Here is a 12,108-nt window from a genome sequence, read left to right as displayed (position 1 = left end):
TTGTGGAAGCTCGTACACGTTTATTTTATTTATTCCTCATCCTTAAGCTGTGACGCCAGATGAATGAAGACGCTGGATGTCCATGTATGAGCTAAATCTCTTAAACCTTCTCCTGTTTCAGCGTTAAAGTTTTCAGCAAACCCACTCTGTTTGCACAATTCCAGGAACTTTTCTGTTACTTCCTGTACTAATTCATGCTCCCCGCATTCCTGAAAAGCATCAATGAAAAGGAGTGTAGTGGGTGCCCAGATTGGTCCTCTCCAGTAAGCGTCTTCCTCGTAGTATGAACTGTCAAGAGCCTCGGAGGCAATTCCCCAGTCAGTCAAAAATTTTTCACTTCGGAGTAAATTAATTATATTGTCTCTCGCTGCTTCTGGCAGTTTATTTCCAAGGATAATTGAAACGAGGGGGAGGATACTTTCACTTTCGATAATCTCTCCGGTTCTTGTGAATCTTGCTGTCGGAAGGTTATCGACCAGGAAGTACTCGCAAAATTCAGCTGACATCTGTTCGGATTTTTTCTCCCAGAAAATTTTATCCTGTGGTCTATCCAGTTTGTCTGAAGTGACAGCAAGCATATCCATCGATTTAATTAAGAATGCTGTTAAATCTGGAGAATCAATAATAGCTGCATTTCTAAATACTGTACTGTTATCCTGGCCGGAGTCATTCCCGTGATGATATTCGCAAATCCCATCCTTGTTAAAGTCTTTATAATTAAAATAGTATTCTACGTGGTTTTTGATTTGAGTATAAATCGTTTCTAATTGAGGTTTAGACAAATCCATTTTCTCAAGCATTTTTATAATGAATAATCCCTGGACTGGAGGCTTGGAGAAATTCCAGCGTATGGTAGAATCACTGACGGATCCGGGGATCTGTCCCTTTTCATCTTGATGATCAAACAATACTTGTATTTGATCCCATGCCAGTTGATTATCTACACCGGCGAGGGCCAGCGCGTTAAATGCATTATCCCAACTCCATACCCCTGGGAAATTGCTGTTTGACATGTAAATTGCTTTTCGTTTTAGTAGTCCTTCTGGGTTAACCGTACATGTCCAATTCAAGTATGCCGCCTCTTCTAAGGTTCGCTGGTACTCTTTTGGAACCGCGGGCTGCTTTGATAAAAACCTGTTGAAGTGCTGTTTACTTTTTAACAATGCTTGTTCAAAGCTATATTCACGGTCTTCAGGCACAGCACCATTTTTAGGAATATCTTCGATGATACATAAGAAGCTGTCGCTGTTTTCTTCTGAATTAACTTGAATGCTTGATAAATTATCCGCTTTATTTGTACTGCCTGTAGTATCCATATAGACATTTTGCTGTAAGGAAACAGACCCTTCAGCAGCAAAAATTAAATATTTCGTTAAGTTTTTATAGCTGTTAACGATACAGTACTCTTCTCCCGCATTTCCTAGGAGGTAGTTGTACTCAAAGTTATAGACAGGCTGTGAATCTAAGGTGAGCCCGACATTATCACCAGTTCCTTTTACATAGATTCGGGACTCATCCTCGAAGCACACCTGAATATTTCCCCCTTCAAAAAAAAGAGAAAGCTGAAATCCATCGGCTTTATATGAGTAGCCTACGGGGGTCCCTTTTACAGTAGGTATAATTTTTAATGCGTTTTGATTGTGCTTCGATTTTCCTCTGACAGCGTTGACGTATAAGCCATTTTTTTCATCTTCCATACTTTCTTGATAAGTCAGCGCCATGTAGGAGCCAAAATGGCTCATTGGGGTTTTCTTAATATCCAAAATACGACACTCCTCTCAAATTTTCTTGACAACAAGTAATACTGTACTATAATGAACTTGTTTAAACAAGTTATAAAAATAAATTTTGAAAGCGATTTAAATAATAATAAGGGAGGTCTTTTTTATGGGGTTTAAAGAAAACGTTACCAAAATGATAGAGCAGGTCGGCGGCGCTGGTAATGTGCAAAGTGTAACCCATTGTGTGACCAGACTACGGCTGATGCTGGAAGATGAAAGTGCAGTCGATCAAAAGAAGTTAGAAGAAAATGATTTAGTCAAAGGAGTCTTTTCTGCGGGCGGTCAATTTCAAATTATTATAGGACCTGGAACCGTAGAAAAGGTGTACGAGGAGTTTGTGAAGCAGACAAATGCAGATGAAGTAAGTAAAGATGAGATGAAGAAGAAAAATGCCGAAAAGGGGAATTTCATTCAGAAGGGCGTACGTATTCTAGCGGATATTTTTATACCTATACTGCCTGCAATCGTAGCTGCAGGGCTGCTATTAGGGTTGAATAACCTGCTGTCTAATCCCGGCATCTTCTTTGAAGATCAATCCTTATTAGATGTTTATACTGGATGGACAGGGTTTGCAGAATTCATTGCCGTAGTAGCCAATACGGCCTTTACTTTTCTCCCCGTATTAATTACGTGGTCAGCAGCAAAAAAGTTCGGTGGAAGTCCATTACTTGGTATTGTGCTGGGACTGCTGCTCGTGCATCCAGATTTGATGTCGGCTTATGAATATGCTGAGAACCCGGAGGATGTAGGTTATTGGAACATGTTCGGATGGGAAGTTGCTAAGGTAGGTTATCAAGGGCAGGTACTGCCGGTAATATTTGCAACATGGATCTTAGTTTGGTCTGAGAGACACTTGAAAAGCTTTATTCCTGGGAATTTGCAAATGCTGTTTGTTGCTCCTTCAGCTCTTATATTTGCAGGTTTATTAACATTTGTCGTTATCGGCCCTATAACTATGACAGGGTCCAATTGGATTACTGATGGAATACTATTTCTATTCGAAGTCTCTCCGGCTATAGCAGGTGGAGTCTATGGATTTATATCGGCCCCGCTGGTTATTACAGGAATGCACCATATTTTCTTAGGAGTTAATCTCCAGATGGCAGGGAGTCTTGGATATGTAACGCTGTGGCCGGTAAGTGAAACAGTTACACTGGCCCAAGGGGCAGCTACACTTACCATGTTCTTTATCCTTAAACATAACAAAAAGTTGAGAGGGGTATCGTTAACAGCCACTATTTCTGCCTGGCTCGGGGTAACGGAGCCTGCTATATACGGGATTAACCTGCGCTTCCGCTATCCTTTTATTGCCGTAATGATAGGTAGTGCTGTAGGGAGTGCTTTTATCGCCTACCAACAAGTTAAAGCAACTTCTGTAGGTGTAGGAGGAGTCTTGTCTTTCCTTTCTGTTTATCCTGAACATTGGGGTTTTTATTTTACCGGCATGGTCATATCCTTTGCCATTACTGTAGGATTAACGTTGTTCTTTTACAAAAGCAAGTTGTTTAAAACGAGTAATGAGTAAATATAAATGAACGCACACCACATGGGCTGTGCGTTCATTTACATTAGTTACGAGGATCCACATAATCAGGGTAATCCGTAATAATTCCATCTGCTCCGGATTCCAATAAGTAATCAGCAGACTCTTGGTCGCGGACCGTCCATGGATGGGTTTCCATACCATATTCATGAATGCGCTCCACGAGTTCTGTATCGATCATTGCCATATTTGGATTCACGTATTCTGCATAGGAAGCAAATTCCATGAGCTGCTCATTCGAAATGCCGTCGGCGCTGTAGCTCAATAAGACTCCTACTGGCACATCCGGCAGAATAGAGTGAAAAGCTTGAACGGCATCATGCTCAAAGGATTGAACAATAATTTTGTCGTTGTTCGGCTTGTCGAGGTTACGTTTCTTAAGTTCCTCAGCAATTTTTTCTTCAATACCTGGATAAAGGGAAGGGGATTTCATTTCAATGAGGATGCCGCTTTTTCCTCTATATTCATCCAGTACTTCACCGAGTGTAGGGATTTTTTCGCCGGCAAATTCTTCTCCAAAAAAGCTGCCGGCGTCAAGCTCCTGCAGTTCGTCGTATGTAAGGTCACCTACGTTTCCCGTTCCATCTGTGGTACGGTCAACAGTTGTGTCATGAATGACTACGAGTTCCCCATCCTTACTCATTTGTACATCGAGCTCAAACATATCAGCTTTCATATCAACGGCTTTATCGAACGCGGCCATCGTGTTTTCTGGAGCATAGCCTGAGGCTCCACGGTGGGCGATATTGAGTACCTGATTTTCATTTTTTAAATTACTTTGCTCTGCCAGTACTTCTCCTTCTGTGCCGATCCAAGACATTACAAACACTCCCATCATCATTAAAATAACAACCAGCTGCTTCATGTTGATCTCTCCCTTCCATCTATTCACTATCTACGATAATGGAGGGATATTATGGAAGTTTTAATCTGGTGTTTAGATTTTATTGAAAAATATTACAGGATCAAGAGCTTTAAGCCTATGAATCTTAATAATCTAAATGATAAATAAACCCTATTGAAGTTCTGATTCAATAGGGCATTGCTGTATTTATTCATTGATTGACCGTAAGTGTTTAATTTCTACATTCTCAAATACTGCTGTACCACCTTCAGAGAAAAGAGTGATCCCTTCGTCCTCGAGTGGAGGAAAGACTTGATTCGAGTGAACTGTTTTCCCATCGTCGATAAAGACTTCCACACTCGTCTTATCCACCAATACTTTTAAGTGGACTTTCTTTTGTTCTGAATCAAAAGGAGACTGACTTTTCAAGAGCTCTTGATTTTCATCCGGCTGTGCAGTATAGCTGCGGTCAACATAAGAGTATTGACCTTCAGGTGAAATGCCTACGTCGACGTGCCGGGATTGATCGTCTGATTCTCTAAGACGCAGCCCTGCATTTTTAAGGTCTGACCAGGAAATATCTGCTTCAAGCTGATAAGTCGTTCCGGTGGCATCCAGTGTTTCTGAACCTTCAACTTCTATACTTTCATAAGAATCAGAAGAGCTTGTTAATTGCTCCAGTTCTTCTTTTGGCTGAGAAGCTAAGTAATATGAGTCGTCATCACTTTGCTTCAGTTCTATCTTTCGGACAATGGAGTCTAATCCGTTAAACCCTTCTGTTGTTGTTGGTGTTTCATCTGCATACGCCCAGTTGTTCATCCAGGCTAACGCATAGCGGTGATTCAGCTGATCCTCGTTTTTTCCGTCTGCAAAGGTTACGCCGCCGTACCAGTCGAATCCGTAATCAAGCCACTCTGGGTCCTCCTGGTCGGGGGTGAATTCGTCTCCGTTGAAATCACCGGACCAGTAGGCATACGTATTTGGCTTGTCAATATCCTTGCCATTTGCACTAACACCTAGTACCCATTTCACTGACCCATCATCTGCACGCATCCTATATAGATCCGGGCATTCAATTAATCCGATGTCTTTGGTTTGAAATTCTCCCGTATAGCTCCAGTCTTTCAAGTTATCTGATTCATAGAAGCCGACTTTTGTTTCCTCTGCCATAAGCATGACCCATTTCTTACTTTGGTCGTCCCAAATAATTTTAGGATCTCTAAACGCTTCTGTTCCAGGATTCTCTAACACCGGCTCCTCACTATAGGATTCGAAGGTCTCTCCATTATCAGTACTATACCATAAGTATTGCTCCTGATCTCCATCGGCAGAAGGCTGGGTAACAACAGCTGCTACGGTATCTTTGCCAAAACCAGCCGTGTTTTCCTTATCGACAACGACGGATCCTGACCAAGGGTCCCCATTTTTGTTGGTGTATTTAGGAATGGCTACTCCTTTGTCTTCCCAGTGTACTAAATCTCGTGAAGTTGCATGTCTCCATTCCGTACCATTGCCGTCAGGGTAGTCTCCGTTGTAAAGGTAATAGTAATGGTATTCTCCGTTAAAATAAATAGGCCGCTGAGGATCATTTTTCCAATGATCGGGTGAAGTGAAATGGTAGTCGGCACGATAGGAATCATCAGTAATTTCTGGTTCCGGCTCTTCCTCTGGAGCTTCGTCAGGTGTTAGAAGCAGCACGATCCCCCCGGTGATTACCATAAGAATGAGGAGGGTAGAGGCTGCTATAATTCTTGGATAGCGAGTCAAAGCTTTCTTCATGATGTTATTCACCGCTTTCTTTGCTGGATGAAAAAGAAAATGCCAATCGAACATTGGCATTTTCCCTAGTCATTATTCGTCTACTGTAATCTGTCCTTGTTCAAGAATGCTGTCTTCCACAACGGAAGATTTCTTTCCTTTAAGGTCTAACTTAAAGCTTGGTGAGAAAGTTGATTTCTCCTCTTCAAAGTATCCTCTGTTCGTCATGTAGCTCGTTATTACGACTTCGTCACTATTTTCCTGTGGGATCGCATAGTGTGCATAGTTCCAGGTTACATCATATGGATCAAGGTCCTGATGAAGGACGATTCCTGTTTTGTTCATTGGTTTAAATTCGCCGTCTAATGAGTCTGACACATAGCCGAGCATGTAGATGTCTTCATCATCAATGCCGTCAATAGTCATTTTAGATCCGCGGGCACTTGTGAATAAGTACCACTTGCCGTCTTTCTTGAAAATGTTTGGACGTTCGATTTCATCGGTTACCGTATTAGAAGCAATTAGTGGATCTTTTACTTCTTTAAGTGTGTAGTCATCGTTAATTTCGATGATACCGATTGCGCCATTGGCAAGCTCAGCGATGTCTTTCTGGTCGCTTTCAAGAAGCTTGTCTTTTTCATCCTGAAAATATTTGTTGCTGTTGCTGTAGTATTCGCGGTTGTAAAGAGAATCTTCACCGGAGTAACCGTATTCAGTCCCTGTATTAGCTTCAAATACGAGGTATTTGCTGCCATCTTCCTCAATGTAGTGAGGGTCCCTAAACGTGTGGTTCTCATTCCAATCAATTTCTCCATCACCGAAGGCTTGCTCTACGTTTTGATAAACGGAACCGTCTCCGCCTTCAAATATGGATTTATGGTCTTCTACACCGTCAACGTTAAGTGTTCCGGATTCCGGCTCAGATACGTTTACTTGTGCTGTTGTCAGGGTTTGTTTTCCGTAAAGCTCTTCGCTTTCATTAAATTCTGTACGGTTCGTGTAGAATAAGCGGACTTCTCCGTCAGAAGTAAAGGTTGCAGAGCCGGACCATTCTTCTGATTGATCTTTTAAGTATTCATCATCTGCTAAGTATTTATCTTCGTCGTCAAATACGCGTCCTGCATTTTTCCAGGAATCAATGGATTTGTCCTCTGCGTCTTTATAAAACATGTAAATGAATGTGTCATTCGGATCCTCTGGGTCTCCGGCTAATCCGAATAGAATGTGATAGCCGTTATATTCTGCTACTGTTCCATCCGCGTTTTGAAGCGGCCACGTATCCCATACATCCATTTTGATTTCATTACCATTCTCGTCCGTTTTCGTTGCTGAAGGAATGTTTTCAATCGTAGATTCATCGAATTCAGGGACCGTATAGTTTGAGTTACCGTGCTGATTGATCATACCCGAAACATCAGAGCGGGTAATATGAGAGATTCCGTAGTCCTCCTTGTGGTCCTTAGAATCCTTCGGTGCCGCCTCTGCCAATAATGCGTCACCTCCTGCCAGAATTGCTGTACTGAGCGTGACTAATGTTGCTTGTTTTGCCAGCCTTTTTAAATTCATGTATCTTCCTCCTCCTCGATGTCAGCGAAGCCTTCTCCGCCTTACCTTAGTACAATTAAAAGTATAGGGCAGGGGAAGCGGGTCTGGATATGGAGGATATTGATTCGTATTTCGTCTTGAATTGATATCGCAGTATGGAAAGGGAGAAAGTATAAAAAAGCCCTGGGAAAGCTTACTCGGATTGAGAGCTTTCCCAGGACTGCTGGTATTCATATAATAGTTGATCACGGTTTATGTCTTGCTTAATGTACTGCTGGGTAGCGGCTCCAAAATCTTCACGTACCCCAATGGGGAAATCAAACCAGTTCGAAGACATTGTTTGATCGTCTCTATAGTAGTTCCACGTTTCCTTTGCCAGGGGGCCTGATGAATCTGGTTCGATATGCTTAAAGGCCGGCAGGAATTTTAAATGCTCCGTCATATGCATTTGTCCTTCTTTTGAGGAAACCATCCAGTTTAAAAATTTCTTAGCTTCTTTCTTATTCTGGGAGCTCGTTTGTTTGTTAACGACCCAATAATTTGGTGTATTTACAACCAGTGAATCATTTTCCGCTTCGTCATTAATAGGAATCGGCATAATGCCAATATTCATGTCAGGCGCCTGCTGATCAATTACTGGCTGAATCCAATTTCCCTGCAGAATCATCGCGGCTTCCTCCTCCGCGAAAGATTGAACCTCCATGCTGTAATCCGTATCCAACGGATCGTCGCTGCCATAAGCTAGTGTAACATCGAGGAAGGTGACCAGCTCTTTAAACCTTGAATTATTTGAAATAGTTTCTGTTCCTTGATTAAGGTCAGTGATGAAGGCTCCAGGGTTGTCCTGTTGAGCGAAAGCTGTGTTCATTAAGTGGTCTCCCAGCTTCCACTTTTCATAATAACCGGTTGCGAATGGTGTAATCCCAGCATCCTCCAACTGCTTGGCTGCTGACTTTAACTCCCTCAGCGTCTCTGGCAGTGAATCGATTCCTGCCTGCTCAAATAAATCCTTATTGTAAATAAAACCATAGCCTTCTAAATTCATTGGCATGCCGTAGACCTTATCGTCAAATGTCATTGCAGAAAGTGTATCGTCATAGGCTTGGTCCACCCAGGGTTCATCAGAAAGATCCTCTAAATAGTCATTCCATAATTGAGCGTGGTCATATCCTGGATTCGTAAAGATATCCGGTCCGTCTCCTGCGGCCATCTGTGCTTTAAGATCAGAGTAGTCATCCATGGCCCCGCCGACAGTATGCACTTCTATAGTAACATTCGGATTTTCCTTTTCATAAGCGGTAACCATTTGTTCGAATTGGGAAGCTATTTCTACTTTCGGATTTCTAATTTCGAGGGTTACTTCCTTCTTTTCTGAGGGAGTCTCTTCTGCGTTCTGGTTTCCCGTGCAGGCAGAAAGCGATAAACTCAAGGTCCCTGCGATACACAGCTGCCAAAATTCTCGTTTCATTCTGTCACCTCTGTCTTAATCCCCCTTAAAGACTACCTGCTTGCGATTTGAGGATTCATTTCATTTCTATAGTCGAAAGGCGTCTGACCGACTTCTTTTTTAAAAAGTTTTGAAAAATACTTCTCATCCTTATAACCGAGCATTAAGGAGATTGAATAAATGGATTCTTCAGATTGTCTTAACCAGTGTTTTGCCTGATTAATTCTTAATTTTGTAACATATTTGGAAAGAGAAATTCCGCTTTCCTGCTTGAATTTTCTTGAAATATGTTCCCGGCTGAAGAAGAACAAGTTTGACAATCTCTCTAAGCTTAGTTCTTCCATGTAATACGTATCGACGTAAGAGACGATATCCTTTATCCTTCGTGCCGCATCAAGGTCATTTAATTTGTGAATCGTCCGGTAGCGGTGAGTCTCAAGAGCTGCCTGCAGGTGCTGAAAAGCCTTAGGAATCTCATGTAAGGAGGAAATGACTTTTTCACTTACGAGACGTACAGGAATATCAAGCTGCTTACTCATCCATTCTTCTGCTGTTAACCATTCATCGCAGATCGTAAGAACTAAATATAAATTATGATCATGGTGAAGCTTGAACACTCGGCCTAATGCTTGCTGAATAAGCTGCTTGGACAGAGCTTCCATGTATGAATCTGGCTGATGCATGTGATAAAACGAGAGCAGCGTCATTTCATACTGTTCTGCTAAAGGAAGGGAGGATTCGATAAGCTCATAGGAGAAGTCTTCTCCCATACACGCTGCTGTTAAAGTCTGATCGATCCGCAGCTTTTGTACGTCTTCACCCTCTTTAGTGCAGCGGACCGCCTCATCCTGCTTCCAGCTTTCAACAGCTTCACTCAGCACGTGATTAAACGGTTCTTCTTCAATCGGCTTCAGCAAATAATCAAAGCTGCTGTATTTAATCGCTTTTCGCATAAATGAGTAGTCGTTGTACCCTGTAATGAAGATGACTTTTCCTGGATAAGAAATTGAATCCAACCACTCGATCATTTCCATACCACTCGTGCCAGGCATTTTTATATCAGTAAAAATGATCTCCGGCTCTTCTTTTTCAATGATCGTCTTTGCTTCCTGTCCATTACTGGCTTCTAAAATATTGGTGATCCCGTGTTTCTCCCACTGACCCAAAAAACGTATAACATCCCGGACATTAATTTCATCATCGACAATTAAAGATTTCATCATTTTTCCTCCTTATTACGATGGTTGTTGAGTAAGTCGGGCTTCCATAGGTATAACAAGCTTGACTAGAAATCCATTCCCTCCACTGGTATCTACCGTAAGTCCTGCTTTTTCACCATAATTGAGTGCGAGACGTTCATGTATATTCTTTAACCCGATGTGGTCATTGTGCTCTTCGTGCCGAGGGGTATAGATGTTATCTCTTAAGTTGTAGAGCTCATTATCCGTTAAGCTTGGTCCGTCATTCTCTACAACCAGTATGATAGAACCTTGTTGGATTTCTCCATAAATTTGTAAATTAGCCTCATGGAAGCCTTCTTCATAGCTGTGTTTAAAGAAGTTCTCTACAAGCGGCTGCAGGATCATGCTCGGTATTTTTTTCGAAAGGATGGACTCACTTATGTCGATTGAGTAATTTACCTGATTGCGAAAACGTTCCATCTGCAGGATGAGATAAGCTTCAACATAATTTACTTCATCACGAACAAATACCCATTCGTTCGCTTGAATAGAATAACGCATCATTCTCGATAAAGAGGTGATTAATTGATAGACATCCGGCGCTTTCGACCGTATGGCTACAGCTCCGATCGACTGTAAGGCATTGAATAGAAAGTGGGGGTTTACCTGCGATTTTAAAGCACGGAATTGATTCTCCTTATTTTCGATTTCGAGCTTATATTCACGATCGATATGCGAGTTGATACGATCCATCATATCCTTCATATGTTTCTCTAAATAACCAATCTCGTCCTGCCGGTTTTCGTCAAAAGGAGGTGTCATATTTCCCCCTTCAATCGTCTGCACCTTATTCGTCAGGCGTTTGATCGGATCAGTTATTCTGTAAGTAATCATACTGATCATGATCAACCCTAATACTCCAACGCCCAACCCTACGAAAATACTGGTGTAAGCTGTTCTTCTTACATCCTGGAAAAGCACTTCACTTGGCGTGATTTTCACTAACTTCCAATCCTCAAGGGGCCCAGATAAGGTTGAAGATAAAAGAATATCTTCATCAGATCCGCCGTCTGTTGAATTCATTTGCTTTTCAATATCTGAAGGAACCGGCTTTCCAATCAGCTGAGAATCATTCGCATACATCACTTGATTATTTTCATTCACAATCAGAATGGACTCGTTATTGAACTGAGTTAAACTGTTACCAATCTGAGCAAACGCATCTAAATCCACATCCATGGTGATGATCCCCAGAAATTCGTTGGATAGAACATCAGTAACTTTATGATGAAATGTAATTACCATAGTGTCGTCAGACTCGGGAACAGTGGCGGCGTCGTTGTAATTCTCTATTTGATGAGGCGGCTCGATTACATATTTTTCGTTGGATTGATCAAGCTGCCGGATTCCTTCCTGCTCAAGGAAATCAGGGTTTGCTTTCCGAGCGCTCACCATCGCATTGTATACAGTGAACGATTCTTGCTGCTGATCCATATAAAACCTGACCTGTCTCATTTCGTCACGCATTAAGTAGTAATTCTCAAGACTTTTCTCCAAGTAGCTGGAGTTATCTAGATCATCAGTGAAAATACGAAACAATTCTGGATCGCGGTAAAGAATATAGGGGAGATTTACCATTTCATCTACGTATTGTTCAAGCTCTCTTGAGTTCTTAGCAATTTGTTCACGACTATTTTCAAGCTCATGCTGTTCTACGCTGTTCTTCGTATATCCATAAATAATGAAAACTGATAGAAAGTAGGGAAGAATGATGAAAATGAGTAGCAAGAGCAGTAAGCGGCGCTGGATGCTTTTCACGGACAAGTGCCCCTTTCACTAAAAGGACCAATCAATGGTACACGGGCTTTGTAATTCTCTAAACTATAACAAATAAGCTTTTAACGTCAATAATCCATTAGCAGGCGGACGATAGTGGTGGTTTCTGTGAAGAGTCTTTTATAACACAATTTGCAATCGCTAACATATGAGAGGGATGACGATCAACCTAT

Annotated in this window: 8 protein-coding genes; 1 reads left to right on the top strand and 7 read right to left on the bottom strand. The window is 41.8% G+C overall.

Annotation, left to right across the window (positions count from 1 at the left end):
* Positions 1 to 29 precede the first annotated feature (29 nt).
* Positions 30 to 1,763, bottom strand: coding sequence for an amylo-alpha-1,6-glucosidase (locus LF822_RS16200; RefSeq protein WP_253925122.1), 1,734 nt, complete (start codon positions 1,761 to 1,763; stop codon positions 30 to 32).
* A gap of 124 nt (positions 1,764 to 1,887) precedes the next feature.
* On the opposite strand from LF822_RS16200, the gene treB reads away from it, so the two are divergent.
* Positions 1,888 to 3,306, top strand: coding sequence for a PTS trehalose transporter subunit IIBC (treB, locus tag LF822_RS16195; RefSeq protein WP_253925121.1), 1,419 nt, complete (start codon positions 1,888 to 1,890; stop codon positions 3,304 to 3,306).
* A gap of 43 nt (positions 3,307 to 3,349) precedes the next feature.
* Here the strand turns inward: treB and LF822_RS16190 are convergent, their stop codons facing one another.
* The 6 genes from LF822_RS16190 to LF822_RS16165 form a co-directional block, all read right to left on the bottom strand.
* Positions 3,350 to 4,189, bottom strand: coding sequence for a glycerophosphodiester phosphodiesterase (locus tag LF822_RS16190; RefSeq protein WP_253925120.1), 840 nt, complete (start codon positions 4,187 to 4,189; stop codon positions 3,350 to 3,352).
* Between the two features lie 186 nt (positions 4,190 to 4,375).
* Positions 4,376 to 5,947 (bottom strand): glycoside hydrolase family 32 protein, encoded by a 1,572-nt coding sequence (locus LF822_RS16185; protein ID WP_305881983.1) that lies wholly within the window; start codon positions 5,945 to 5,947, stop codon positions 4,376 to 4,378.
* A gap of 72 nt (positions 5,948 to 6,019) precedes the next feature.
* A complete protein-coding gene (locus tag LF822_RS16180) occupies positions 6,020 to 7,492 on the bottom strand; it encodes a glycoside hydrolase family 68 protein (RefSeq protein WP_253925119.1) in 1,473 nt (490 codons plus the stop codon).
* A 172-nt stretch (positions 7,493 to 7,664) separates the two neighbouring features.
* Positions 7,665 to 8,939, bottom strand: coding sequence for an ABC transporter substrate-binding protein (locus LF822_RS16175; protein WP_253925118.1), 1,275 nt, complete (start codon positions 8,937 to 8,939; stop codon positions 7,665 to 7,667).
* 32 nt (positions 8,940 to 8,971) lie between these two features.
* Entirely contained in the window at positions 8,972 to 10,141 is a 1,170-nt protein-coding gene (locus LF822_RS16170; RefSeq protein WP_253925117.1) for a response regulator, read from the bottom strand.
* 12 nt (positions 10,142 to 10,153) lie between these two features.
* Positions 10,154 to 11,917, bottom strand: a complete 1,764-nt coding sequence (locus tag LF822_RS16165) for a cache domain-containing sensor histidine kinase (RefSeq protein WP_253925116.1) — start codon at positions 11,915 to 11,917, stop codon at positions 10,154 to 10,156.
* Positions 11,918 to 12,108 lie beyond the last annotated feature (191 nt).

The sequence above is a fragment of the Halobacillus sp. A5 genome (assembly GCF_024189315.1).
Taxonomy (GTDB): domain Bacteria; phylum Bacillota; class Bacilli; order Bacillales; family Halobacillaceae; genus Halobacillus_A.
This window is presented reverse-complemented; position numbering and strand designations above follow the sequence as displayed.

What these genes read in the sequence shown, in the direction of transcription:
- treB (WP_253925121.1), top strand. Translation starts at nt 1,888, where the DNA reads ATGGGGTTTAAAGAAAACGTTACCAAAATGATAGAGCAGGTCGGCGGC.
- LF822_RS16190 (WP_253925120.1), bottom strand. Translation starts at nt 4,189, where the DNA reads ATGAAGCAGCTGGTTGTTATTTTAATGATGATGGGAGTGTTTGTAATG.
- LF822_RS16185 (WP_305881983.1), bottom strand. Translation starts at nt 5,947, where the DNA reads ATGAAGAAAGCTTTGACTCGCTATCCAAGAATTATAGCAGCCTCTACC.
- LF822_RS16180 (WP_253925119.1), bottom strand. Translation starts at nt 7,492, where the DNA reads ATGAATTTAAAAAGGCTGGCAAAACAAGCAACATTAGTCACGCTCAGT.
- LF822_RS16175 (WP_253925118.1), bottom strand. Translation starts at nt 8,939, where the DNA reads ATGAAACGAGAATTTTGGCAGCTGTGTATCGCAGGGACCTTGAGTTTA.
- LF822_RS16170 (WP_253925117.1), bottom strand. Translation starts at nt 10,141, where the DNA reads ATGATGAAATCTTTAATTGTCGATGATGAAATTAATGTCCGGGATGTT.